Genomic DNA, 26,423 nt, shown 5'->3' with positions numbered 1-26,423 from the left:
CCAGCGATGGATCATAGCTCTATGGCAGGTATGGATCATGGCTCAATGCCTGGCATGGCATCGGGGGCAATGCCAACGATGGATCATAGCTCCATGGCTGGTATGGATCATGGTTCTATGGCTGGTATGAGTAATGCTACACCGCCAAGCAAGGTTAGGCATGCCAGTACAGAGTTTGGGCCCAGTGTTGATGCGAGGGTAGATACACCAAGACGCAATCTGAATGACCCTGGTGTAGGGCTACGTAATAATGGGAGAAGAGTGCTTACGTTAGCAGACCTGAAAACTAAAGGTGGGCCCATAGATCCAAGACCAGCAGAACGCGAAATTGAACTTCATTTGACTGGAAATATGGAACGCTATACATGGTCGTTTGATGGCGTTGAGTTCGGTAAATCAACACCAATTCATTTTAATTATGGAGAAAGAGTTAGAATTACTCTCCACAATGACACCATGATGACCCATCCCATGCATTTACATGGTATGTGGAGTGAACTTGAGAATGAAGATGGCTCCTTTTTGGCAAGAAAGCACACAATACCTGTGCAGCCAGCACAACGAATTAGTTTTCTTGTGACCGCTGATGCCATTGGCCGTTGGGCTTGGCACTGTCATATTATGTTCCATATGGATGCTGGAATGTTCCGTGAAGTAGTGGTTTCTTGAGGAAATAAATAATGCTAATTCAAAGTATAGTAAAAAATGGAATATGGTTGATCAGCCTTGGGTTATTTGCTTCTCTTTCTTTTTCTGAGGAGTCAAAAGATGCTGTTAGCGGCTATCACCCTGATTTAACCGCATCTGAGGATAGCGAACAAAGAAGCCCTGATGAATATTCTGATGGACTCACACTTAGTTCAGGCCCAAGCCTTTTTGAAGGCAGAGAGCAGCTTTCCTTAGCAGATGAACATACCTTTTCTTCTCTGTTAATTGACAGGCTTGAATATTCAAATGGACGAGAGGAAAATTATGCTTCCTACAAAGCCCTTGCTTGGGTAGGGAAAGACTATCAAAAAATATGGTTTAAATCTGAAGGTGAATATAAAAATTCATTACAGGATACAGAAAACCAAGTTCTTTATGGGTATGCTACATCTGCATACTGGGACATCCTTTTTGGAGCAAGATATGATACATATCAATCTAGAAGCGATAAAGGATGGCTTGCCCTTGGCCTACAAGGATTAGCGCCATATTGGTTTGAGGTTGACTCCTCTTTATTTGTAGATCAGCATGGTCTAATGCTTTTAAGCCTAGAGGCGGAATATGACCTCTTACTTACTCAGAAATTGATACTACAGCCCCAAGCTGCAATGAATATTTACAGTAAAGATAATGATGATATGTCTGTTGGGCGAGGTATCTCAGACATCAGCACTGGCTTGCGGTTACGTTATGAAATAAGTAGGCAGTTTGCTCCTTACATAGGCGTTGAATGGAAAACTCTCGCTGGCAATACATACGATCTAGCAAAAGATCATGGGGAGAGTACATCTGATACGAGATTTATTGCAGGTGCCAGATTCTGGTTCTGATTACATAAGGAAGGTAATGTATGAAATTCAAAATGATTACTGCTGCTGTGATAGTAATTTCTACGGGTGTGATGGCTTCTGAGCAAGGTCATGACATGAACTCAATGAAGAATGGCATGAACCATGACATGAGTTCAATGAAGGGGAATCCAGCTCCTATGGGGCATGACATGGGGAGTATGGCTGGTTCCCCTGGTGTTGCCAAAGATGTGTCTAGAACCATTGACGTATCTATGGATGACACCATGCGGTTTACACCGAAAACGATATCGGTCAAACAAGGTGAAACAATCCGATTCTTTATAAAGAATAATGGAAAACTACCACATGAGTTCGTTCTCGGAACAACCTCAGAGCTCAAAGAGCATGCGGGAATGATGCAACAAATGCAAGGTATGCAGATGAAACATAGCATGCCAAACATGATCTCTCTTGCACCCAGTCAGAAGAGTGCAGTGCTATGGAAATTTGATAAAGCAGGTACAGTATCATTTGCTTGTCTTGTACCTGGGCATATGGAGGCTGGAATGCTTGGTGAAGTGGTAGTGAAATAATCCACTTTTCAAACAAAAAAAGAGGGGGCTCCCCTCTTTTTTTATTTGATTTTTTGTGTTTTTAGTTAAAAAGTTTTGCCAATATCACAGTTTGATGATCTGCTGACACAAAAAGATCTAAATACCAATTAATGCTCGGCAGTATAACTATACTTAATATTAAGTAAAAAATACCGCATCACTCAGATAGTGTGACTTATTGGGTGAGTGAGTACAGGACGTGGTGCTGAGAGAAAATGAGTTGTCTACAGCATCTAATATTAATTGGAGGGATGTCAATGAATTCACATCACGAGCATAACCAATCTGATGAACCAGGTTTCTGGCGTTCTAGAACTGGGGTTGCTTTTATCATCATTGGTAGCGTTGCTGGCTACTTTTTGGTCACAGAACACTGGGCCCATTTCATGGGAGCCTTACCATATCTGCTTCTTCTCGCTTGCCCACTTATGCATGTATTCATGCATGGTGGACATGGTGGACATGGTGGACATGGTGGACATGGTGGACATGGTGATAACCATGAAAACGGCGATCATGGTAGTGATGAAAAAAAACAAAATATACAAAAGAGCTCACCCGACCAAAATGATAAATCTGATAAAGGAGAATCCTTATGAGTAACGATTTTTCATCCTATGGATTATGGTCGCTTGTGGTACTTAATTCAGTAGTGTTTATAATGTTTATATTTAGCTTTTTCAAACCTAAGTCGGCTAGGGATTGGCGTACATTTGGATCTATATCTGCATTTATTATTGCTTTGTTTACAGAGATGTATGGATTTCCATTGACAATATATTTCCTGTCTGGCTGGTTACAAAAAAAATATCCAGAGGTTGATCTGCTCTCTCATAACTCAGGGCATCTGTGGTACACGTTTATAGGGGGTAATGGTGACCCACATTTTAATATCTTGCATATCCTAAGCTATTTTGTAATTGGTGCCGGATTTTACTTGCTTTCTAGTGCTTGGCATGTGCTCTTTTTTTCTCAAAAAATGAATAAACTCGCTATAACTGGCCCCTATTCAAAGATTCGTCATCCGCAATATGTCGCGTTTGCTATGATTATGTTTGGCTTTCTATTGCAATGGCCAACTATATTGACCCTTCTCATGTTTCCTATTCTCTTGATTATGTATAAGCACCTCGCGCTCACAGAAGAGCGCGAGGTTAGGTCTATATTTGGAAAAGCATATGATGATTATGCAAATAAAACCCCGCGTTTTATACCTTCATGGAAAGTAAGGAGCTGAGTGATGAGAATTAAGAAAATTTATCCATCAGCAGTAAACGATGACTTTCATCGCCATGATGATATAGAGGAACCAACAGAATTAGGCTCGCAATACCACACCGATCCTGTTTGTGGTATGAAAATACATCACACTGAAAAATATGTTAAATATGATGGTGGGCTATATTATTTTTGTAGTGATAAGTGTTTTATTGCCTTTAATAAAAATCCAGAAACTTATGTAAGAACGGATGCGAAGCCTTCCGTATCTACCAGTGAATCTACTGCGCACCAAGCCCAGAAAGGCAGTGACAAAGAAGTCATATATATATGCCCAATGCATCCTGAAGTCAGAGTTAACAAGCCTGGTAATTGTCCTAAATGTGGTATGGCTCTTGAACCTGAAATGCCTCAGTTTGAAGATGAGGATAAAAGTGATTCTGAACTTTATATTTTCCAGTATCGGTTTTGGTTAACCTTGCCATTAACTATTGTTGTAACACTATTAGCAATGCTTGGTCATAAATTAGCATTTTTTAGCATGAATACTCAGAGTTGGGTTGAGCTGGTGCTATCCTTACCCGTAGTATTATGGGCTGCATCACCATTCTTTGAACGATGGTGGCAATCTATAGTAACTTTCAATCCTAATATGTGGACATTAATCGGAACTGGAACTGGTGCTGCATTTATTTATAGTATCATTGCCACAATATTACCAGATATATTCCCTGTGTCGTTTCAGTCAATGGGACGGGTTGCTGTCTATTTTGAAGCGGCAGATGTCATCATCTCACTGACGCTGCTAGGTCAAATCATGGAGTTAAAAGCTCGCTCAAAAACCTCTGAGGCGATTCGGTTGTTAATAGGACTAGCTCCAAAAACTGCCCGTATAATATATCCAGATAGAAGCGAACGAGATATTCCACTTTCCCAAGTTCAGGTGGGAGACATTTTACGTATCCGACCTGGTGAAAAAGTTCCTGTGGATGGGGTCGTTGTTGATGGTATCAGTACAATTGACGAGTCAATGCTGACAGGAGAGCCTATTCCGGTAAGTAAAAAACGAGGTGATAAAGTAATCGGAGCAACGTTGAATACAACAGGATCTCTTACCATGAGTTCAGAAAAAGTGGGTTCACAAACCATGCTGGCTCAAATCGTTAATATGGTTGTGCAAGCACAGCGTTCCAAGGCCCCAATGCAGGGAATGGCTGATAAAATAGCAGGTAATTTTGTTGTTGTTGTTGTACTCATTGCCATAACCACGTTCTTCACTTGGGGTTTTTTGGGGGCCACAACAGGCTGGCAGTATGGTTTACTGAATGCGGTTGCTGTATTAATAATTGCTTGTCCTTGTGCATTAGGCTTGGCAACACCGATGTCAATTATGGTAGCGACTGGTAAAGGTGCAACACAAGGAATATTATTTAGAGATGCAGCTGCGATAGAAAATTTCAGGAAGGTCGATATATTGATTGTCGATAAAACTGGTACGCTTACCGCAGGTCATCCTATATTTGAACAAGCCATATCAGTAAACGGCTTAGAAAATGATGAAATACTGAGATTAGCTGCCAGTTTAGATCAAGGAAGTGAGCACCCATTAGCACAAGCAATTGTCACAGCAGCGAAAGATAGATTCTTGACTCTACATCATGTCAGCGATTTTGAAACCATTCCAGGGAATGGTGTAAAAGGTATCGTAGCTGAAAAGTTCCTTTTACTGGGTAATGCATCTTTGATGGAGCAAGAGGGAATAAGTACACAGGCAGTGAAGGATGATGCAGATCGATTACGTCACGAAGGTGCTAGTGTGATGTTCCTGGCCGTAAATCTTACCATCGTTGGCTTGCTAGTCATAAGTGACCCAATAAAATCATCCACACAGGAAGCTTTGGATGCATTGAAAAAAAGTGGGGTAACTGTAATTATGGCTACTGGCGATAGTCTATCTACAGCTAGGGCTGTGGGGGGTAAGCTCGGTATTAGCGAAATATATGGCGATGTTAAACCTTCAGAGAAATTGGCTCTAGTCACCAAGTTTCAACAGATGGGGCATATTGTGGCGATGGCGGGAGATGGTATTAACGATGCCCCTGCATTAGCAAGATCTGATGTTGGTGTCGCTATGGGAACAGGTACTGATGTGGCAATTAGTAGCGCCTCCGTTACTTTAGTCAAAGGTGATTTACGAGGGATTGCATTAGCCAGAACATTATCAAACATAACGATAAAAAATATGAAACAAAATCTAGCGTTCGCTTTCATATATAATGTTTTTGGTATACCGCTTGCCGCAGGTGTATTCTATGCGTCTACGGGATTCCTGTTATCACCAATGGTCGCGGCGTTAGCTATGAGCTTAAGTTCAGTCTCGGTAATTTTGAACGCGCTGAGACTCCGTGGTATGAAGGTCACGAATGCTTGATCCTATCTGCGGAGGTTATATGTCCGCAGATGAGTCTAAATGTCACCTATCGACATTCCACGACCAAGTGGCCTTGCTAGTTAATTTTAAAACAAGGCTGCTTGCTCCCTGATCGTTTTCCTTACCCAACTGACTTACTGCCAAACGGGCATACTTAAGCCCATTATCCTGTTCATGACCTTTACCCCTGCTAGGATTTCCCCCGCCACCTGCGCATTGCCTGCCTGTAAGGAAGCCCCGTGCGTAGCTGTCACTTGGGGCTGGGGAAGTCATGACTTACTGGCTGATTTTGGCAACCATGCTCTTTAATAATGCTAGTGTCGTCCTACGTTAAATAGCTAAAAGCTATTTGGCTGGGAATAATATATAAAATGAAATATAATCACCACTTAATTTGTTCCATGCCTTCCCTCCATTAACTTCGGTTATCGATTTAACAATCGATAGACCCAACCCGACACTATCGTTATTGCTAGATCTTGATAAATCTGCCCTATAAAATCGATCAAACATTCTCAAGGATTCATCGTAAGATATATCTTTGCATTTGTTCTTTATTTCAATGATAGAATTATTTCCTTCATCGTTTGATATTGAGATGCTAATGGCAGAGTTGCTCTCTGAGTATTTTATTGCGTTAGATATCAGATTGGATATCGAACGACGAAACATTATTTTGTCAGCAAATATAAGCTTATTAGTATTTGCAACGTTAAACGTAAGGCTTTTTTCTTCTGCTAAATACATAAAGAAATCTAAAATAGAAGAAAGTTCATTCTCTGAATCTAAAAATTCTTTATTTGCAGAAATCAAACCTTTGTCTGACCTGGCAATCCACAGCATATCGCTAACCATCTTTGCCAAACGCTCAAGCTCTTCCAGAATTGAATATAGGAACTCTTTATATTCGGAGATGCTCCTGTCTTGATTTAACCCAACTTGAGCCTGCATGATTATATTGGTTAATGGGGTTCTTAGTTCATGCGCTACATCATCTGAAAAATCAGATAACTTAACGAAACTATTGTTTAGTTTAGATAGCATGGTATTGAATGAGTCAACCAACTCCCTTAACTCTCTCGGATATTGGTTGGGTTCTAATGTTGAGTTCAACTGTTCAGCCTGAATAGTCGACATATGTTTGCTTAATATATAAATAGGTTTGTGGCCTTGCCTTATACCCAAGTATGTAGACAATATTATGATCGCCCAAACACCAAAGACTATGATTAATAGCTGCATCCTAAAGTCAGACAAAAAATGAGAGTGAACACTTGAGTCTAAATAGAACACGACTGAATAGGAGTTATCATTTTTTTTAAAATTAATGTTTTTACTGAGATATTTATGTGGAGCGGAAGTGTCAGTTTCAGATACATGAATTAGTGTATTGCTGAACTTTCTCAAATTAAAGCTATCTCGTTCACTCCTATATATTTTTTTACCATCTTTTAATATCTCGATATAAAAATTAGAGTCAGGATTGATTGTATCCCAATTGATAATTCTTTGAACTGCATCTATGCGCTTTGAAAACTGCTCGATAATAATCGTTTTGTTATCTATCGTTTCATTATCAAGGTCTAAGAAATGATTTTTGATAGATGTCTCTACCAAAAATAACAAGGAAATCATACTGATCGTTATGGCGACAGAAACAAAAAGCATAGCACGTATAGTTATAGGCATGTTACTCTTCATCGCCAGCACCTTCTAATTTATATCCCATTCCTCGAATAGTATGAATTAATTTTATTTGATAATCATCATCAACCTTGGCTCTTAATCTTCTGATTGCAACATCTATTACATTTGTATCGCTGTCAAAATTCATATCCCATACCAAAGAGGCAATTAATGAGCGAGGTAATACTTCACCATGCCGCCGAGCTAATAACTCAAGTAATAGATATTCTTTAGGGGTGAGATGTATTTTTTTACCCGACCGCTTAACTGTTCTTGATTTGATGTTTATAATCAAATCTGAAATTGATATAACCTCTTCAATATGATTGTCTTTGGATCGCCTAAGAAGGTTTTTTATTCTGGCTAGTAGTTCAGTGAATGCAAATGGTTTTGAAAGATAATCATCAGCTCCAGACTCTAGCCCCTTTACTCTATCTCCGACACCATCTTTTGCCGTCAGGAACATGACAGGTACTTGAATGTTTATATTTCTAATTTCCTCAAGAAGCTGCCATCCGTTAATCCCAGGTAACATAATATCTAGTATTATTAAGTCAAATTCATGGCTAAGTATATAAAAGCGACCATCAATTCCATTTGTGGCGAGAGTAACAATGTAGCCTGACTCAGTGAGTCCTTTCTTTAAATACTCACCTATCTTTGGCTCATCTTCAACAACTAAAATATTCATTATGTTCTCCAATATGCAGTATTAAGATAGTCAGTAGTCTATGCTACTACATACACTAAAAAATAAAAAAAATCCAGCTGCATCAAGAGTTTCAATGAAGGTTATATCGAAATTATAAAATCTAGAATGATTATTTTTAATGTTTAAAAAACGGCCAGCATAAGCTGGCCGTTTTTTACATGTGGAAGATCTTAACGGTTACTACCGCTTCCCATACCATGCGAGAGAGAGACGTTATGAATGGTTCCTTTATAGTCCACGATAACTTCTTTAATATTTTTATCAGAAGGAAGTGTTAACTGCTTGGTCTTACCAGGGAGAGCCTTCACAACGCCCAGTTTCGTGCCATCGGGGGTGGATACGTCCACGGAGTCAGTAGGCAATGCAGATATTTTCCATTCTACATAGACTACTCCATGCCCTGCTCTAAGATCGAAAGGCATTGGGGCATTAGCGAAAGCCGCTGAACTACTAATCAACATGGTGAGCGCAGCTAAGATGGTCTTGATTTTCATTGGATTACCTCATTTCGTTGTTATTGCACGGTTATCGCTTATCACTATATACAATCAACATTACATGCTGCTGTCAGCAAGATTACATTACCGTAAGGATATAGATCTTTAAGAGGGCAAGTATGTATGATTCACCCTATTGGGGTATGAGAGATGATTTTACACCACCTGGTTTTCCATATTTTGAATATATCTTAAGGGGCATGGCATGATGAAATTTATTGCAATGTTGTTAGTTTTTGTCGCAGGAGGCGGTAGTGTCTACCTGCTCACAAATTTTAAAGATGTAAATACATTAAAGGAAAAACAACCTCTTTATTGGGTAAACCCGATGGATCCAGCTGATAAGAGACCTTCTCCAGCCAAGGACACAATGGGAATGGATTTCATTCCTGTTTATGAAGAGAAAGCTCAAGGTCAAGGGTCAGCTGGCACAGTTACAATATCACCGGAAATACAGCAGAATCTTGGTGTTCGTCTCGATCAAGTCAAACGAGCTCCTACTTATCAGGAAATTGATACTGTTGGATATGTTGGATATGATGAAGACCGTCTTGAAGCTATCAACTCACGTATGGCTGGCTGGGTACGAACCCTTGCAATTAAAAGTGAGGGGCAAAGGGTTACCAAAGGTAGTTTTATTTACGCATTATATGCCCCTGATTTAGTAAATGCGCAGCATGAATACTTGTTGGCCATGAATAGCAGTAACCCTTTGTTGATTCGAGCCGCAGAAGGGAAACTCAAGGCGCTACAAATTCCAAGTGATCAAATATCTATTTTAAAGCGAACTAGGAAAGTGCGTGAAACAATTAATTTCTATGCACCTAGTGATGGATATATTTCTGAGCTAAAAATTCGAGAGGGACAGTACGTAGAACCAGCTGAGGCGCTATTTAATATCAGCACATTACAACAAGTTTGGGTCAGTGCAGAAATTTTTGAGCGCCAAGCTACCGTATTGAAATTGGGAGATCCAGTTACCATGACTCTTGATTATGCGCCAAGCAGAACTTGGGTCGGGAAAGTTGATTATTTATATCCCACCCTAAACGCATCAACTAGAACGCTTAAGGTCAGGCTACGCTTTGATAATCCAGACGAGTTCCTTAAGCCGAATATGTTTGCTCAGATCAACATAAAAGCCGGTGGAACCGAGTCTAATCTTGTGGTGCCTAGTGAGGCTATTATTAGAACAGGAACGCAGAATCGAGTAGTGCTGTCATTAGGTGATGGGCGCTTCAAATCTGTTGAAGTCACTCTCGGTTCTCAGTTTAGGGAACATATCGTTGTTACATCTGGAGTTGAAGAAGGTGATGAGATAGTAAGGTCTGCTCAGTTTTTATTAGACTCTGAGTCAAGTATCAGTTCCGACTTCCAGCGCATGACTGCATTTCGTCCTGCTCAAGTCTGGGTCAATGCTGACATCGTTGATATTGGTCAGAATAGGCAGATCACAATTGCACACCAACAAGTACCAGAATGGCAATGGCCAGCAATGCGTATGAGCTTTGAACTTGATAAGAGTATTGCTCCTTCAAGTTTAAAGATGGGTCACTCCGTGAGTGTTTTGCTAAGGCAGGATGGGGAACGATACATTATAACTGGTATCAAGGAGCCGATTGCTAAAACAAATATTAAAAATTCAGATTCAAATAGTAGCAACGGGAAAGGTAAGGCTCCATCTGCTCCACAATTGGACCATTCCAAGCATGATATGGCCGAAATGGATGAGATAGGAGGTCAGAAATGATCACATCAATAATTCGATGGTCTATTGGCAATCGATTCCTTGTTCTTTTGTTAAGTGTGTTGCTCACTGCATGGGGAATATGGTCAGTCAAGCAAACTCCTGTTGATGCGCTGCCTGATTTGTCGGATGTTCAAGTTATTATCAAAACAAGTTATCCTGGGCAAGCACCACAAGTAGTTGAAGACCAAGTAACTTACCCATTAACCACCGCCATGCTTGCTGTTCCTGGTGCAACTACCGTCCGTGGTTATTCTTTCTTTGGTGATTCTTTCGTTTATGTTCTATTCGATGACAATACGGATTTGTATTGGGCGCGGGCGCGAGTTTTAGAATACTTGAGCCAAGTTGCTCCTAATTTACCATCTTCTGCGAGGCCCCAGCTTGGGCCTGATGCAACTGGTGTTGGTTGGGTCTATCAGTATGCACTGATCGATAGAACAGGTAAGCATGACTTAAGTGAATTAACCTCACTGCAAAACTGGTTTTTAAAGTATGAATTACAGACTGTAGAGGGGGTTTCTGAAGTCGCTACGGTTGGAGGAATGGTTCGTCAGTATCAGGTTCGTGTAGACCCCAATAAGCTGCGTGCATATGGTGTACCTTTGTCTTTAATTCAGACAGCAATAGAACAAGGTAACCAGGAAACAGGTGCTTCAGTTATCGAGATGGCCGAAGCTGAGTATATGGTTCGCTCCAATGGGTATTTGAAAAATGTCTCTGATCTAAAAAACATTCCATTAGGAACAAATGTACGTGGTGCTCCACTATTGCTAGGTGATGTAGCGGATGTGGTAACTGGCCCTCAAGTACGTCGAGGCATCGCAGAGCTCAATGGTGAAGGTGAAGTCGTTGGGGGCATTATCGTCATGCGTTATGGCGAAAATGCACAACACACTATTGATGGAGTTAAGACTCGTCTTGATGAATTAAAAAGTAGTCTACCAGATGGGGTTGAGATAATAACTGTATATGACCGCTCAGATCTAATCCAAAGAGCAATCGACAACCTTTCAGGGAAGTTACTGGAAGAGTTTATTGTTGTTGTATTAGTTTGTTTAGCATTTTTATTCCACCTACGGTCATCGTTAGTAGTGATTATCACCCTACCAATCGCAATTCTAGTTGCATTTATAATAATGAATATACAGGGTGTCAACGCCAACATAATGTCTTTGGGAGGGATAGCCATCGCAATTGGAGCAATGGTTGATGGTGCAATTGTAATGATTGAAAATGTCCATAAGCATATGGAACAGACACCCCTAACTAATGAAAACAGATGGAAGGTAATTGGAGAGGCCAGTGCAGAAGTCGGCCCTGCTATATTTTTCTCTCTATTAATTATTACCATGAGCTTTTTACCAGTATTTGCTCTTGAAGCACAAGAAGGGCGGATGTTTGCTCCGCTCGCATATACTAAGACTTATGCTATGGCCGCAGCTGCTGCACTTGCAATAACGTTAGTCCCTGTTGTAATGGGGTACTTTATTCGTGGTAAGGTACTTGCTGAACAAGCGAACCCAATTAATAGATGGCTAAGTCAGGGTTATATACCTTTGCTGAAATGCGTCTTAGCATGGCCGAAGGTGACTCTTACTTTAGCATTTATCGTGACCGTTGTTGGTTTCTTGCCTTTAAAATATTTAGGGTCTGAGTTTATTCCTCCACTTGATGAGGGGGATCTGATGTATATGCCGACAACGGCAACAAATATCTCGGTAGGGAAAACGCGAGAGATATTACAACAAACAGATAAGCTGATTAGAACTGTCCCTGAGGTAAAGAATGTATTCGGTAAGGCTGGCCGTGCGGATAGTGCAACAGATCCAGCTGATCTTGTTATGATGGAAACCACTATTCAGCTGAAGCCTCAATCAGAGTGGCGTCCTGGGATGACACCAGAGAAATTACGGGAAGAGCTAGACTCATTAATTCAATTTCCTGGTTTGACAAATGCGTGGGTCCCCCCAATCAAGACTCGAACAGATATGCTCGCAACAGGAATTAAAACACCTGTTGGGATCAAGATTGCTGGTCCAGATCTTAAAGTGATACAAAAAATAGGACAGCAACTTGAGAAAATTGTTGGCAGTGTAGAGGGGGCATCATCCGTGTATGCTGAGCGTGTCGCCGGTGGTCGTTATGTCAAAGTTGATATCGATAGACTGAAGGCTGCCCGATATGGACTCAATATTGCGGATGTTCAAGCAGTACTAGCAACGGCTGTGGGCGGCATGGATGTTGGACAGACGATAGAGGGGCGAGAGCGATATCCAATCAATATACGCTATCCACAAAGCTATCGCGACTCAGTCGCTAGTCTAGAGTTGCTTCCTTTGATCACTCCCAAAGGTGAACGAATTGCTCTAGCTGATGTTGCTCGAATTTATATTAGCGATGAAGCCCCAATGTTGCGAAGTGAAAATGCTAGGTTAAATGGTTGGGTATATGTTGATATTAGTAATAGAGATATTGGATCATTTGTCGCGGATGCAAAAAAAATGGTCGGAGAACAATTAGTTCTTCCTGCTGGGTACTCTATTACTTGGTCTGGTCAATACGAATATATGGAACGAGCTAAAGCTCGCCTTACCTATGTAGTCCCATTAACCGTTGCCATCATAGTTCTATTGCTTTACTTGGCGTTTCGGCGTGTTCAAGAAGTGCTTCTTATTCTTACGACCTTGCCTCTTGCTATAGTTGGTGGCATTTGGTACGTGTGGCTAGCTGGATTTAATATGTCAGTGGCCGTTGGAGTTGGATTCATAGCACTTGCAGGTGTCGCTGTAGAAACAGGTGTATTGATGTTGATCTATCTCAACCATGCTTGGGATGATCTCGTTAAGAACGATAAACTTGATAATGCAGGATTACATGGTGCCGTTATCCATGGAGCTGCAATGCGACTACGTCCTAAAATGATGACAGTGGTAACGATAATTGCTGGCCTATTACCTATCATGTGGAGTCATGGGACTGGCTCTGAGGTTATGCAACGAATAGCCGCGCCAATGATTGGTGGGATGGTAAGCGCACTCGTTTTAACTCTCTTAGTTCTACCTGCGGCATTTTACTTATGGCGTAGACGTACTCTGAAGAGCATCACTAATACTACAGGTGTTGATATGCCTGAATAACGGTTGGTGCACAGGCGGATGCATTATATGAATATGCATCCGCTACTTTCGTTTTCTTTATTTACAATCTGTTGGTATCTATCATGATGAACAAAATGTTTTTACCTATACTCGCTCTTCTTAGTAGTTACACGCATGCGGAGGGCTTGCTAGATATTTATAACTTGGCGAAGCAAAAGGATCCGCAACTTCTTGAGTCAAAGGCAATGCGTGACCAATCATTCGAAAAAATCAATGAAGAGCAAGCATCATTTCTACCAAAGATAAATCTTGGTCTTAGTGCTAACTATGTTGACGATAATCTGGATATGCAAACTGGGAGCGCAACGAATAGTGCAATCAATCTAGAGCAATCTCTCTACAACAGTGCTAATTGGATTAATCTTGATTTAGCTGCGAAGAATGCGACACTATCAGATGTTTCTTATGTTCTTGAGCATCAAAACTTAGTGCTTCGTACAATACAGACATATTTTAATGTTCTCCAGGCTGAAGATTCGCTGATTTATTCTCAGGCAACGAAAACGGCAATTCAGAGGCAGCTTGCTCAAACCCAGCAGCGTTTTGAGGTAGGTTTGGCCGCGATTACTGATGTACATGAGGCAGAGGCCGCCTTCGATCAGTCTTTTGCCGATGAGATCTATGCAGAGAACACGCTTGAAAATAGCTATGAGGCTCTACGTGAGTTAACTGGTCTTGAGCATAGAAAGCTTAATAAGCTTGATACAGAGCGTTTCAGTCCTCAAAAAACTTTATGGAAAATTGATAAGTGGACTGATGCAGCAATTGAAAAAAATTTGGCATTACATCAGGCTCGGATTAAAAAAGAACTTGCGAAGATGCAGATCGATTTATCTAAGTCAGGACATAAGCCATTAGTTGATCTTACTATGGGGTTATCTTCAACTTATAATAACTACAAAGATAATACAGTTAATACGGACGGTTATTCCAATCAAGGCGACATTGGTATTAAATTTTCATTGCCACTATATACAGGTGGTGCAACAGCATCACAAGTCAAACAATCTTCTTTTGACTATGTTGCTGCCAGTGAGCAGCTGGAGAAAAGTTATCGCTCGGTCATGAGTGCAGTTAAGTCTTCATATAACAATGTTAATGCAAGCATAGGATCCGTTCGAGCATACCAACAAGCTGTAGTTTCTGCTGAAAGTGCTTTAAAAGCGACCGAGGCAGGATATGAGGTTGGCACTAGGACTATCATTGATGTATTGGATGCTAATAGAAAATTGTATGATGCAAAGACAAAGTTAGCTATTTCTAGATATAGTTACATAGTCAACGTTGCCACATTGAAATTAAATTCAGGGTCTTTAGGTAAAAAAGAAATAATTGATATTGATAATGGTTTAGTTAATTTAAGGTAGTTGTGTGTAATCTATTTTTCAATAGGCATCAGTTTTGCACTGATGCCTTTCATTTAACCTAGGGAAGGTGCGAACAAGTCCCTGATATGAGATCATGTTTGTCATCTGGAGCCATGAAAAAGGGTTCATCATGAGTCATCAACTTACTGAAAAACGATAACCAACTGGCGATGTTATTCACGCTGGCCAACCTGTTTCGGGCGGACCAAATGATACGTCAGTGGGAGAGATCTCACTAAAAACTGGGAATAACGCCTTAAATGGCGAAGAAACGGTCTAAATAGGCTGATTCAAGGCATTTACGGGAGAAAAGATCGGTTCAAACTGAAAAAATGAAATGACTGAGTCAGCCGAGAAGAATTTCCCCGCTTATTCGCACCTTCCCTAGCAAAAACACCTTTTAAATTTCCGCCCTACAGGGCGAATATAACCACATCTTAACTGAGGTTACATTTCTGTTTTCTGTTTTCTGTTTTCTGTTTTCTGTTTTCTGTTTATATGAATCTAATTTATTACTGAGTGATGGAGCATTGATATCTTAAGCTAAGTTAAGGAACTTTAATTTATCAGTGCTCTTTAAATTTCATTTATTTAAAAAAATAGCTTATGGGGGGGGTAGTAAAACTGGTTTCTCTTCGCTGCGCAGCAGCGGAATGTTGAAATGGAAAAAATTAATTTATAGCTCTCATAATTAGTAAATGGACAATTTTCCGAATTTTTCAAGTGGGGGGATGTGAAAAAGTTTGAAAATAATTCTGTTTGGTGAAAATTTAGCCAATCTGGATGGTTTTATTCTCACCGCCCCCCGACTTATTGCTTATACGCAAACCCCATGCCTAATCCGTCCCACCAGATCGACAACAGCCAGAACCCCCATTTGTGTCGTCAATACCTCAGCTGGAGCTATGCCACCTAAGCCCCAGGCTGGGCGGCTTAACCATGAAATCGCTCTGGTGGTGTCGTGCTCATGGAGGGAGAGAACCGCATCTAGGGCCTGTACAACGCCGTATACCCTGGTGCCCTGCGAGATTGATAGGGGAGCCTCAATCCTCAGCTTGCGAGCAACAGTGCTCCGGCTAATGCCTGCTAAGCGGCATATCAAACCTGAGTCTGTGTTCATCAATTCAGCTAGTCGATGAATGATGCCAGGAGCTACGCCAGCCACGATCCATAGATGTGCCCCCAACGGGTCACTCGGTATGCCAAGAGAGTCAAATATTGTCTTAGTAGAGGCCGTAGCCTTACCTGGATGATAACTCGCATAGGACATGATGAAATCTCCCCTGAACCTACGATACCAGATTACCTTATCCTATCTGTTCCATGTGGCGATGGCGATGGGTCTGAGGACTTTGTTGGATGAGGCACAGGATACAGAGGTTGAAGCGCCCCATTCGGGCAATACCAACTTTTTCGTGAATCTCTGTGCATAATTCTATCTGGGGTCTTTATGAGACTTGAATTCTCATATATTTACTATGCTATAACCACTAGCTAGCCGAGAGAACATTCAGTGACCATCAATTTTGATTATCGTTGTGGCATCTTAGAGGCAGCCGACACAAAAACTGGCCGAGAATGGTGTTGGTATAAGGGTGATCCCGAGGTTACCAGAACTGAAAATGGCGAGTTATTGAGTTCGATAGGTGTTCCTATCGGCGCCACTGTTGTCGAAGTGAAAGCTCTCATTCGCATGGATACCAGAAAGTAACCAAAACAAGTTGCAATATATATAGTGTGTCCGCGTATGATAACTCCTATTCTCATCAGATTAGGAGCGTAGCATGCTCGTAAAAGAAATTGTGCCAACAGAGCAGGTCGTTGACATTCTCTGTGATGTCTGTGGTCGTAGTACAAAAACGAATTTTGGAACCAATCAATACGGCTCGTTATCGGCGGATTTTGGCTATGGTTCCCGTCACGATGGTGAACGTTATAAGGTGCATCTGTGTGAAATGTGCTTTTTCGGTACACTCGCAACAGTGAGGGAGATGCATCGCGGGGAACATATGTTTGACGATGACTATGAGGCTGCAAACCCAGACACATTTGGGCGTGATTATTCTAATAGGGAAATAATATGAGTAATATGCTCCCATACTCTAGTTTGTGTGGAGATAAAAATCTCTTATCATCGACTCATTCTGTGAGCCAATGATACTTTTCAATCGGCTCATTTCGTGAGCCAATGATACTTTTCAATCGGCTCATTTCGTGAGCCGAACAAGATCCTTCATCGGCTCATCTGGTGAGATGGTCTCAACGCTCACTACCACCTAGATTTAATTTTTGGCTACATAGTTTCATAGCAGATTGGAGCTAGGCTATTAAATAGATTCAAGCGCAATTTAGCTCACGATTTTTGAATGATGCTATTTCCAAACTATCTTGGTGCAAAAAACAGTGGAGCTGATGCTGAGATTGAGAGATAATTTTCATGATATAAAAATGTGATACATGAGGCTATCAATGAACGATTTTTTGAAAACACTGATGAATATTCGTAGTCTGCGAGCTGTACTGCGTGAGTTGTCTTATGAGCAGTTGGTCGAGGCTAAAGACAAATTTGACGAAATCTATGCCGAACGTGAGCAGCAAGAGAGCAAATTGAGAGAAGAGTCAGCTGAACGCCTGCAAAAACTGGCTGAGTTTACCGAGCTGCTGAAACAAGCGGGCATAGATCCGAGTGAGCTGGTTGGCACTGCGGCTCCAGCGAAAGCTGATGGTTCAGCCAACAAAGCCAAACGCGCTCCCCGTCCTGCAAAATACAAGTACACCGAAGGCGGTCAGGAGAAGACATGGACTGGCCAGGGGCGCATGCCCAAGGCCATTGCAGACGCTGTTGCGGCTGGAAAAGCACTGGATGACTTCTTGATCTAATGCTGAGAGCCCATGCCTGCTCGGCGTGGGCCTTTAATTCTATCTGTAGTAGGAGCACCGTATGGGGAGGACATTGGAGGATATGATTTCATCCGAATCACCCGAGGTTGTCCAGAGAGCCAAGGCGCTGGCCGAAGAGCAACTGGTACGTCTCAGTGTGACCAAACTGCTTTCAAATCTCGGGCCTGGTGATGTTCCTGCAATAGATCCCGATGTTCTCGATAGTTTGTTATCACTCAACAGATTAGTTGAGAGCCATGACTGTCGGTTAAGTCTATTCGTTCATATGCCTGACGGCACACATCATGGCGTCAACATTTAACTAAATAGCGTCATTTGTACACCAATCGCAGCTCTCATCTACCAGATGAAATTAACGCCCCATGGCGATGCTTTTTCAAACTCCCTCGGTGTGCAAGCAGATCTGATAGCGTGTATTGCGTCCGCCACCAGGTAATTTCTCAATGCATCCCCTCTCCACCAGTTCAGCCAGATGGCGTGTGGCAGTCGCCTTGCTGACTCCGGCGACTTTTTGATATTGACTGGCACTGATGCCATTTTCAAAACCCTGTTCGCCGCCATCCAGTAAACGATTCAGCACTTTGGTTTGCTCTGGACTCAGACTGTCATGACAGTGCCGCAACCAAAAATGAGCCTTGGCAAGAGAACGAGCAATAACCTGTAATGCCAGCTCTATGGAGTAATCCAGTGTGTCGAGGAACCAACATAGCCAGGAGGTAATATCCAGCGTGCCCTTCTGTGTTGACTCCAGTGCCCAATAGTAGTCAGCCCGCCGTTCTAGAATAGCAACTGACATGGCATACAAACGGATGCTGTGGCTGTCAGCCTGTGACAGCGCGAGATCGGTCAATGCCCGCGTGAGCCGCCCATTGCCATCATCAACGGGATGCAGGGTCACGAACCAGAAATGACAGATCGCCGCACGAAGCAGTGGATCCATCGTGGGGTCATGCTGAGTCTGGTTAAACCAGGGGATGAACTCGGCCAGTTGATCGTCCAGAGTTGCTCTGGGCGGTGCCTCAAAATGCACGGTAGGGCGATCAACACGCCCAGAGACAACCAGCATCGGCTCATCTCCTCGCAACTGCCCTACGTTCATTGGCTGTACCGACCATTCGTTGACAGGGAACAGCCAACGATGCCATTGGTAAAGTCGTTCAATTGTCAGTGGTTGTTCATGGTTGTCGATGGCATCCAGCATCATGGCCGCGAGCCCCTCTGAGCGCTCTGATACTGGATAGGACTGAGTTTGTGAGCTCCCTAACCGCCTAGCCAGGGAAGATCGCACGGATTGGGCATTGAGACGTTCGCCTTCGATAGCGGATGAGGAGATGATGTTAGCCAGTAACGTATCCAACGTTTGGTCGGAGTTCCCCAATCTGGAATGACTACCTATTAGCATTCCCAGCCTGCGTTGAGCATGCCGTAATCTGGGCAATATCTCGCTATCCCGCCAACGAAAATGGGGCCAATCTGCTTGTTGCCAAATCCAAAATGGTTCCATTATTTCCTCATCCAACGTGCTAGGGTCTCAATAATGAGCCGACCCAGCCCATCATTCAGCTCAATGTTTGAGCCGAATATAACACATGCAGCAGAACAGCAGAGCTAGTAATGAGGTGCCGCTCCAGGCTGAAAAACCTCAGGCCGGATTTATTGCTGCTGGATTGCTCTACAGTAATCCGTCGAGATGGGCTCTCTAGCGGGTGCTCATTTTCTTTTCGGAAGGATCTTGTGATTTTGCAGCATGTGCTGCATTGGGCCCATAGTGTCGTCTATTGATTTCGAATCCACGAGTTAACCCTTTCCAAATAGCTTATCCGCTGTCAGTCACGATGAACTGATGAATCAGGATGACCCTCTATAGATAGCAGCTGATATGTCCCCATATTGTTTTGCGATCTTCCTCTCTGCTCGCGGTTGTGCACCTTAAATCAACTCAGCAAAGCGGTGTGCGTGGCTGGCAGCTTGGTTTGGTGGTAAAATCTTGACGTGTTGGGAGCCCCCAACTACACACGACTATACACGCAAAGAAAAGTGCGTTAAGTTATTGTTTATTAGACTCTATTAGGTAGAGTCGTCCTGATTTGCAATCAGATAAAAGAGTCCAACATGTTCAGACCAGAATTGCTCTCCCCTGCCGGGACCCTCAAGAACATGCGCTACGCCTATGCCTATGGCGCAGACGCCGTCTATGCGGGCCAGCCGCGCTACAGCCTGCGGGTGCGCAACAACGAATTCGATCACGAGAATCTGCAGCTCGGCATCAACGAGGCCCATGCCCTCGGCAAGCAGTTCTATGTGGTGGCCAACATCCAGCCCCACAACTCCAAGCTCAAGACCTTCATCCGCGACATGCGCCCCGTGGTGGACATGAAGCCAGATGCACTCATCATGTCAGACCCCGGCCTCATCATGATGATGCGCGAAGCCTTCCCCGACATGCCTATCCACCTCTCGGTACAGGCCAACGCGGTCAACTGGGCCACGGTGAAGTTCTGGCATCAGATGGGCCTGACCCGTGCCATCCTCTCCCGCGAGCTGTCTCTCGACGAGATCGAGGAGATCCGCATGCAGGTGCCGGAGATGGAACTGGAAGTCTTCGTCCACGGGGCGCTGTGCATGGCCTACTCCGGCCGCTGCCTGCTCTCCGGCTACATCAACAAGCGTGACCCCAATCAGGGCACCTGCACCAACTCCTGCCGCTGGGAGTACAAGGTGCACGAGGGCAAGGAAGATGACGTGGGCCAGATCGTCCACCGCCAGGAGCCCATCGCCGTGCAAAAGGTGGATCCGACCCTGGGCGCAGGCAAGCCAACCGATGCCCTGGTGCTGCTGGAGGAGTCCAACCGCCCGGGCGAGTTCATGACTGCGTTTGAAGACGAGCACGGCACCTACATCATGAACTCCAAGGATCTGCGCGCCGTCGAGCACGTCGAGCGCCTGACCAAAATGGGCGTTCATTCCCTGAAAATCGAAGGCCGTACCAAGTCCTTCTACTATTGCGCCCGTACCGCCCAGGTCTATCGCAAGGCCATCGACGATGCGGTGGCTGGCCGTCCGTTCGATCCGACCCTGATGGGCACCCTCGAGAACCTGGCCCACCGCGGCTACACCGAGGGCTTCCTGCGCCGTCACAACCACAGCGAATACCAGAACTACGACTACGGTTACTCCGTCTCCGACACCCAGCAGTTCGTCGGCGAGATCACCGGTCGCAACGGTGACATGGTCGAGGTCGAGGTGAAGAACAAGTTCCTGCTGGGCAACAGCCTGGAGCTGATGACCCCCCAGGGCAACCTCAGCTTCAACCTGGAGCAGATGCAAAACCGCAAGGGCGAGCTCATCGACACCGCGCCGGGCAACGGCCATGTGGTTTACGTGCCGGTTCCCAAGGAGATCGACGTGAATTACGGCATCCTGCTGCGTAACCTCGGCGAGCGCGAGGATACCCGTCAACCTCACTCGGCGGCCTGAGATGGCACTGCTCATCACCGACAAGTGCATCAACTGTGACATGTGCGATCCGGAGTGTCCGAACCAGGCCATCACCCTGGGGAGCAAGATCTACGAGATAGACCCGGATCGCTGCACCGAATGCGTCGGCCACTATGAGAAGCCGACCTGCATCAGCGTCTGCCCTATCGATTGCATCATCTGGGATCCCGCCCACGTGGAAACCGAAGATCAGCTGATGGAAAAGTTCGTGCGGATGCACAGGCAGTAGCAGTAGCAGTAACACTTGCATCAGCGTCTGCTCTACAGGGACTGCATCCTCCGGGATCCCGTCCATAGGTTGGAAACCGAAGATCAGCGGATGGAGAAGTTCGTGCGGATGCACAGGCAGTAGCTGTAGCACCTGCATCAGCGTCTGCGCCCCATGGACGGCATCCTCCGGGATCCCGTCCATAGGGTGGAAACCGAAGATCAGTTGATAGAGAAGTTCGTGCGGATGCACAGGCAGTAAGCCTGTATCAGCGTCTGCGCCCCATGGACGGCATCCTCCGGGATCCCGTCCATAGGGTGGAAACCGAAGATCAGTTGATGGAGAAATTCGTGCGGATGCACAGGCAGTCCGCGTCTGACACGCGCGGAGTGCATTATCCAAAAATAGAAAAAGCCGGGCATGCCCGGCTTTTTCTATTGCGCTGCCCTTCCCTCAGGGTTTGACCAGTTTTTGCAGCGCCTCGAGTTCGCGCTGGGCTTCCAGCAACTCGGCCTGGGACTCCTCCAGCTTGGACTGCTTCTTCGCAATCTTGTCCGGCTTGCCCGATACCCGTGCGCTCTGCAACTCGGCTAGCCGCTCTTCCACTTCTTCCCTCTGCTTGACCACCTTGCGTTGCTGCTCCTCAAGGAGCCCGGCATAGGTACAATGGGCCTCCAGGTTGCGCAGTGCCCGCTCAAGGCCGGCTACCTGCTCCTGGTTGTTGTGCGCCCTGGCGAACGCAAGCTGATCCGTCACGGCCTGCTCTCTGGCCTTGCAGCCGATGTTTTCACTACCATAGGCTTGTCCGGCCAACAACAATAAGCCTATTCCGGCGCTCTTCCACATAACAACCTCTTTGTTCTGTCATACTGGATGGCCGTCCATGAGACCTGACTCCCTGTGTGAGGTCAAGACACACGGGGCCGGGCTACGACAGAGTGTGCTCTGCATCATGCCGGGCCGCTTTCGCCGAGGCTACAATGGCCCTTTCAATCAGGAGAGCCACATGACCCAACACATTCTCATCATTGCCAACGGCGCCCCCTATGGCAGCGAGTCCCTGTTCAATGCCCTGCGCCTCGGCATCGCCCTCAAAGAGGAGGGGAAGGTAGACCTCAACCTCTTCCTGATGTCGGATGCCGTCACTGCTGCTCTGGCCGGGCAGGCTCCGGCCGAGGGCTACAACCTGCGCCAGATGCTGGAGATACTGCTGGCTCAGGGCACCCGGATCCGGCTTTGCAAGAGCTGCACCGATGCGCGCGGCATCACCCCGCTGCCCCTTGTCGAGGGCATAGAGATAGGCACCCTCCCCTTGCTGGCTCAATGGACTCTGGCCGCCGACAAGGTGCTGACCTTCTAGCCGTCAGGGCCCGGCCCGGACCAGCGCAGTGCGCGAGGTCCGGGTACTCAGACCATAGAGCATCAGGATCACCAGGCAGAGCAGCGCCATCAGGGCGTAAAGCCAGCTCCCGCCCCAGTGGGCCAGCACCCAGCCTCCCAGCAAGGCCCCCATGGCCACCCCGAGTCCGGAGATGGAGGCCGCCCCGAAATAGCTCCCCTTCAAATGACCAGGCGCCATCTGATCGATCAGCACATTGAGCAAGGGGAAGAGGATGCACTCCCCGACGCTCAGGAGGATCACCGCCACTATCCAGTGCCACCAGATGGCGGTATCCCCCAGCGCAAACTGCAACTGGGCGCCGAGAAAGAGCGCCACCCCGAGTTGCAGCTTGCGCCGCGTGGACCAGCGGGCAGTCAGGTGCAGCAGGGGGAACTGCAGCATCACTATGGTCAGCGCGTTGGTCGTCACCAGCCAGCCGATGAGCCGCTCCACCTCCGGCGTCCCCGCGCGGGTCAGAAACTGGATGAGGGGCGACTCGAACTGGGCGTAGACCAGCATCAGCAGCAGATTGGCCATGATCAGCAGCAGAAATCCCCTGTCCTGCCAGAGCACCCGCAGCACGGCACGCATGCCGGGCCCGGCCGCCTGGCTGGTGTGGCAACCCGCCAGCCTGAACCCGATGACAAAGACCATGCCAAGCAGCAGATAGCTGGCACTGAGCAACAGGAAGGTCTCCTGACGCGCGCTCAGGCCATAGGTGACGCCGAGCAGAGGACCGATGGCCGCCCCCAGGTTGAGCAGGAAATAACGCAGGTGCAGCGCCAGCTCACGGGCTTTGGGCTCGGCCAGATTGTCGGCCATCAGTGCCTTGCCCGGTGAGTCGATGAGCCCGTAGGAGAGTCCGCTGCCGATCACCCCGAGTGCCAGCCAGCCCACCTGGTGGGAGAGGCCGAGCAGGGCCACGCTGGCGGCGGAAACCAGGCAGCCGAACAGCAGGATGTTGCGCCGCCCCCATTTGTCCGAGAGCCAGCCGCCATAGAAGCTGACGAGAGTGGAAAGCGCCGCCGTGGCCCCCAGGATCAGGCCTATCAGGGTCGCCGAAAGTCCGTAGTCACGGTAGAGCAGGATGGAGAGAAAGGGCCAGACCATGAAGAAGGTGGTACGCACCATGAAAGTGCCCAGGATGACGATCCAGACCAGGGAAGGAAACTGCCTGAGGTAGGCCCATGACATGCTGCAATTCCTTTTGCCAACGAAGCGGGGTCGTCCCTTATATCAAGGGGCGCCAAAAGGAACAAGGAGACAATCTGCGCCATGCCGGGCGACAGGCACAAAAAAGCCGACCCAAGGGTCGGCTCTTTCACATACGGCAGCCTTATTCGGCAGCCGGCTCTTCGACGGCAACGGCAGCAGGAGCAGCAGCCGCTTCGGTCGGTGCGTTCGCTTCCTTGATGGAGAGACGCACACGGCCCTGACGGTCCACTTCCAGTACCTTCACCTTCACCACGTCACCGATTTTCAGGAAGTCGGCCACGTTCTGTACGCGGGCATCGGTGATCTGGGAGATGTGCACCAGACCGTCTTTACCCGGCAGGATGTTGACGAAGGCGCCGAAGTCAGCCAGGCGCACGACCTTGCCTTCGTAGATGCGGTTCACTTCGATCTCGGCGGTGATGGCCTCGATGCGGCGGATCGCTTCCATGGCGGCTTCGTTGGCCACGGCGGAGATGCGAACGGTACCGTCATCATCCAGCTCGATGTTGGTGCCGGTCTCTTCGGTCAGTGCACGGATCACGGAACCACCCTTGCCGATCACATCCTTGATCTTCTCAGGATTGATCTTGATGGTGTGGATGCGCGGTGCGAAATCGGAGATCTGGGCACGGGGAGCCTGGATAGCTTCGTCCATCACTTTCAGGATGTGCAGACGAGCGCCACGAGCTTGCTTCAGCGCTATCTCCATGATCTCTTTGGTGATGCCTTCGATCTTGATGTCCATCTGCAGCGCGGTCACACCTTCGCTGGTACCGGCTACCTTGAAGTCCATGTCGCCCAGGTGATCTTCGTCACCCAGGATGTCGGACAGCACGACGAAACCTTCTTCTTCCTTCACCAGACCCATGGCGATACCGGCAACGGAGGCCTTGATCGGCACACCGGCATCCATCAGCGCCAGGGAGGAACCACAGACAGACGCCATGGAGGAGGAGCCGTTGGATTCGGTGATTTCAGAGACCACGCGCACCACGTACGGGAACTCGGCGGCGCTCGGCATCACGGCAGCAACGCCGCGCTTGGCCAGACGGCCGTGACCGATCTCACGACGCTTCGGGCTGCCCATCATGCCGGTCTCGCCGACGCAGTAGGGCGGGAAGTTGTAGTGCAGCATGAAGCGATCGGCGCGGTTGCCGGTCAGCTCGTCGATGTTCTGGGCGTCACGCTCGGTACCCAGCGTGGCCACCACGATGGCCTGGGTTTCACCACGGGTGAACAGGGCAGAACCGTGGGCACGGGGCAGGATGCCGGTACCGACGGAGAGGGCGCGGATCATTTCCGGATCGCGACCGTCGATACGCGGCTCACCACGTACGACGCGACCACGGACGATGCGGCTCTCCAGGCTGTGGAACTCTTCGCCGATCTTCTTGGCATCTTCTTCCACGCCGGATGCGATGACTTGCTCGACCACGCGGCCCTTGATGGCAGCGATGGTTTCGTAGCGAACAGCCTTCTCGGTGATGCGGTAGGCTTCACCCAGCTCAGCTGTGGCCAGTTCGGCAACTTTGGCTTTCAGCGCTTCGTTGACGGCAGGCGGGGTCCAGTCCCAGGGCTTGGTACCGACGTCGTCAGCGAATTCATTGATGGCGTTGATCACGGTCTGCATCTGCTCGTGACCGTAGACCACGGCGCCCAACATCACCTCTTCGGAGAGGATGGCCGCTTCGGATTCCACCATCAGCACCGCATTGGCAGTACCGGCAACCACCAGATCCAGATCGCTCTGGGGCAGTTCGGTGGTGGTCGGGTTCAGCACGTACTGGCCGTTCATGTAACCCACGCGGGCTGCACCGATCGGGCCGCCGAACGGGATGCCGGAGATGGCCAGGGCCGCGGAGGCACCGATCATGGCAACGATGTCGGGAGAAACGGCCGGGTTCACGGACATGACGGTGGCAACCACCTGAACCTCATTGAGGAAGCCTTCCGGGAACAGCGGACGGATGGGACGGTCGATCAGACGGGAGATGAGGGTCTCACCCTCGCTCGGACGGCCTTCACGACGGAAGAAACCACCCGGGATACGACCAGCAGCATAGGTACGCTCCTGATAGTTGACGGTCAGCGGGAAGAAATCACGGCCGTGATCGGCCTCTTTCTTGCCAACGACAGTCACGAAGACACAGGTATCGTCCATGCTGACCATGACGGCCGCAGTGGCTTGACGGGCCATCACACCGGTTTCCAGTGTGACGGTGTGTTGACCGTACTGGAATGACTTTACAATAGGATTCACGTGAATTTCCTTTTAACAATTTGGCGCT

At 46.8% G+C, this 26,423-nt stretch carries 22 protein-coding genes and 3 pseudogenes; 15 read left to right on the top strand and 10 right to left on the bottom strand.

From position 1 onward, the window contains the following. From BGO64_RS06010 to BGO64_RS05985, 6 genes are all read left to right on the top strand, one after another. On the top strand, positions 1-669 hold a 669-nt coding region (locus BGO64_RS06010; protein ID WP_275872953.1), incomplete at its 5' end, for a multicopper oxidase domain-containing protein. An 11-nt stretch (positions 670-680) separates the two neighbouring features. Further along, the gene (locus BGO64_RS06005) at positions 681-1,538 is read left to right on the top strand and encodes a copper resistance protein B (protein WP_005303868.1); all 858 of its coding nucleotides are present in this window, start codon (positions 681-683) and stop codon (positions 1,536-1,538) included. 20 nt (positions 1,539-1,558) lie between these two features. Beyond that, positions 1,559-2,092, top strand: a complete 534-nt coding sequence (locus BGO64_RS06000) for a cupredoxin family protein (protein ID WP_005303871.1) — start codon at positions 1,559-1,561, stop codon at positions 2,090-2,092. A 278-nt stretch (positions 2,093-2,370) separates the two neighbouring features. After that, positions 2,371-2,712 carry a DUF2933 domain-containing protein gene (locus BGO64_RS05995; protein ID WP_286700329.1) on the top strand — a complete coding sequence of 114 codons (342 nt, stop codon included), beginning with the start codon at positions 2,371-2,373 and terminating at the stop codon, positions 2,710-2,712. Then, positions 2,709-3,350 carry a methyltransferase family protein gene (locus BGO64_RS05990; RefSeq protein WP_005303876.1) on the top strand — a complete coding sequence of 214 codons (642 nt, stop codon included), beginning with the start codon at positions 2,709-2,711 and terminating at the stop codon, positions 3,348-3,350. The genes BGO64_RS05995 and BGO64_RS05990 overlap by 4 nt, the downstream gene beginning before the upstream one ends. 3 nt (positions 3,351-3,353) lie before the next feature. Then, complete coding sequence (locus tag BGO64_RS05985) at positions 3,354-5,762, top strand: heavy metal translocating P-type ATPase (RefSeq protein ID WP_052130372.1); 2,409 nt, start codon at positions 3,354-3,356, stop codon at positions 5,760-5,762. Positions 5,763-5,896: 134 nt separating this feature from the next. Here BGO64_RS05985 and BGO64_RS05980 read toward each other — a convergent pair. The 4 genes and pseudogenes from BGO64_RS05980 to BGO64_RS05965 all read right to left on the bottom strand — a co-directional run. Beyond that, positions 5,897-5,995: pseudogene (locus BGO64_RS05980) on the bottom strand (IS5/IS1182 family transposase); the annotation flags it as partial. Positions 5,996-6,107: 112 nt separating this feature from the next. Continuing rightward, positions 6,108-7,463 (bottom strand): heavy metal sensor histidine kinase, encoded by a 1,356-nt coding sequence (locus tag BGO64_RS05975; RefSeq protein ID WP_005303879.1) that lies wholly within the window; start codon positions 7,461-7,463, stop codon positions 6,108-6,110. Next, positions 7,453-8,139, bottom strand: a complete 687-nt coding sequence (locus BGO64_RS05970) for a heavy metal response regulator transcription factor (RefSeq protein WP_005303881.1) — start codon at positions 8,137-8,139, stop codon at positions 7,453-7,455. The genes BGO64_RS05975 and BGO64_RS05970 overlap by 11 nt, the downstream gene beginning before the upstream one ends. A 191-nt stretch (positions 8,140-8,330) precedes the next feature. Beyond that, positions 8,331-8,654, bottom strand: a complete 324-nt coding sequence (locus tag BGO64_RS05965) for a hypothetical protein (RefSeq protein WP_010675347.1) — start codon at positions 8,652-8,654, stop codon at positions 8,331-8,333. A gap of 208 nt (positions 8,655-8,862) precedes the next feature. Between BGO64_RS05965 and BGO64_RS05960 the strand changes: the two genes are divergently transcribed. The 3 genes from BGO64_RS05960 to tolC all read left to right on the top strand — a co-directional run bounded on the left by BGO64_RS05960 (position 8,863) and on the right by tolC (position 14,932). Further along, a complete protein-coding gene (locus BGO64_RS05960; RefSeq protein WP_286700328.1) occupies positions 8,863-10,407 on the top strand; it encodes an efflux RND transporter periplasmic adaptor subunit in 1,545 nt (514 codons plus the stop codon). After that, positions 10,404-13,544, top strand: a complete 3,141-nt coding sequence (locus tag BGO64_RS05955; RefSeq protein ID WP_005303884.1) for an efflux RND transporter permease subunit — start codon at positions 10,404-10,406, stop codon at positions 13,542-13,544. The genes BGO64_RS05960 and BGO64_RS05955 overlap by 4 nt, the downstream gene beginning before the upstream one ends. Positions 13,545-13,630: 86 nt before the next feature. Then, complete coding sequence (tolC, locus tag BGO64_RS05950; RefSeq protein ID WP_041202624.1) at positions 13,631-14,932, top strand: outer membrane channel protein TolC; 1,302 nt, start codon at positions 13,631-13,633, stop codon at positions 14,930-14,932. A gap of 817 nt (positions 14,933-15,749) precedes the next feature. Here the strand turns inward: tolC and BGO64_RS05940 are convergent. Beyond that, the gene (locus tag BGO64_RS05940; protein ID WP_010675351.1) at positions 15,750-16,202 is read right to left on the bottom strand and encodes an Xre family toxin-antitoxin system antitoxin; all 453 of its coding nucleotides are present in this window, start codon (positions 16,200-16,202) and stop codon (positions 15,750-15,752) included. A 514-nt stretch (positions 16,203-16,716) separates the two neighbouring features. Here BGO64_RS05940 and BGO64_RS05935 point away from each other — a divergent pair. Continuing rightward, on the top strand, positions 16,717-17,016 hold the full coding sequence (locus BGO64_RS05935) for a hypothetical protein (protein WP_005303889.1): 300 nt from the start codon (positions 16,717-16,719) through the stop codon (positions 17,014-17,016). 385 nt (positions 17,017-17,401) lie between these two features. Next, complete coding sequence (locus BGO64_RS05930; protein WP_005303890.1) at positions 17,402-17,812, top strand: H-NS family histone-like protein; 411 nt, start codon at positions 17,402-17,404, stop codon at positions 17,810-17,812. 397 nt (positions 17,813-18,209) lie between these two features. Here the strand turns inward: BGO64_RS05930 and BGO64_RS05925 are convergent, their stop codons facing one another. Both BGO64_RS05925 and BGO64_RS05920 read right to left on the bottom strand, forming a co-directional pair. Then, on the bottom strand, positions 18,210-19,037 hold the full coding sequence (locus BGO64_RS05925) for a Fic family protein (protein ID WP_224481307.1): 828 nt from the start codon (positions 19,035-19,037) through the stop codon (positions 18,210-18,212). A gap of 66 nt (positions 19,038-19,103) precedes the next feature. Next, positions 19,104-19,337 (bottom strand): annotated as a pseudogene (locus BGO64_RS05920) (DUF4172 domain-containing protein); the annotation flags it as partial. Positions 19,338-19,945: 608 nt separating this feature from the next. Between BGO64_RS05920 and trhP the strand changes: the two are divergent. The 3 genes and pseudogenes from trhP to BGO64_RS20850 form a co-directional block, all read left to right on the top strand. Continuing rightward, positions 19,946-21,310: a prephenate-dependent tRNA uridine(34) hydroxylase TrhP gene (gene trhP / locus BGO64_RS05915; RefSeq protein ID WP_010675357.1), complete on the top strand. Its 1,365-nt coding sequence runs from the start codon at positions 19,946-19,948 to the stop codon at positions 21,308-21,310. A gap of 1 nt (position 21,311) precedes the next feature. Next, positions 21,312-21,560, top strand: a complete 249-nt coding sequence (locus BGO64_RS05910; RefSeq protein ID WP_010675358.1) for a YfhL family 4Fe-4S dicluster ferredoxin — start codon at positions 21,312-21,314, stop codon at positions 21,558-21,560. Between the two features lie 130 nt (positions 21,561-21,690). Next, positions 21,691-21,800: pseudogene (locus BGO64_RS20850) on the top strand (YfhL family 4Fe-4S dicluster ferredoxin); the annotation flags it as partial. A 192-nt stretch (positions 21,801-21,992) separates the two neighbouring features. On the opposite strand, the gene BGO64_RS05905 reads toward BGO64_RS20850, so the two are convergent. Next, positions 21,993-22,385, bottom strand: a complete 393-nt coding sequence (locus BGO64_RS05905) for a DUF1090 domain-containing protein (RefSeq protein WP_286700327.1) — start codon at positions 22,383-22,385, stop codon at positions 21,993-21,995. Between the two features lie 160 nt (positions 22,386-22,545). Between BGO64_RS05905 and BGO64_RS05900 the strand changes: the two genes are divergently transcribed. Continuing rightward, entirely contained in the window at positions 22,546-22,899 is a 354-nt protein-coding gene (locus BGO64_RS05900) for a DsrE/DsrF/TusD sulfur relay family protein (RefSeq protein ID WP_010675361.1), read from the top strand. 3 nt (positions 22,900-22,902) lie between these two features. On the opposite strand, the gene BGO64_RS05895 is transcribed toward BGO64_RS05900, so the two are convergent. Further along, positions 22,903-24,114 (bottom strand): MDR family MFS transporter, encoded by a 1,212-nt coding sequence (locus BGO64_RS05895; protein ID WP_286700326.1) that lies wholly within the window; start codon positions 24,112-24,114, stop codon positions 22,903-22,905. Positions 24,115-24,256: 142 nt separating this feature from the next. Next, positions 24,257-26,395: a polyribonucleotide nucleotidyltransferase gene (pnp, locus tag BGO64_RS05890; RefSeq protein WP_286700325.1), complete on the bottom strand. Its 2,139-nt coding sequence runs from the start codon at positions 26,393-26,395 to the stop codon at positions 24,257-24,259. Positions 26,396-26,423: the final 28 nt, after the last annotated feature.

The organism is Aeromonas sp. 62-46 (assembly GCF_001898585.1).
Taxonomy (GTDB): domain Bacteria; phylum Pseudomonadota; class Gammaproteobacteria; order Enterobacterales; family Aeromonadaceae; genus Aeromonas; species Aeromonas caviae.
Note: the sequence above shows the minus strand (reverse complement) of the source record. Positions and strands in the feature narration are given on the sequence as shown.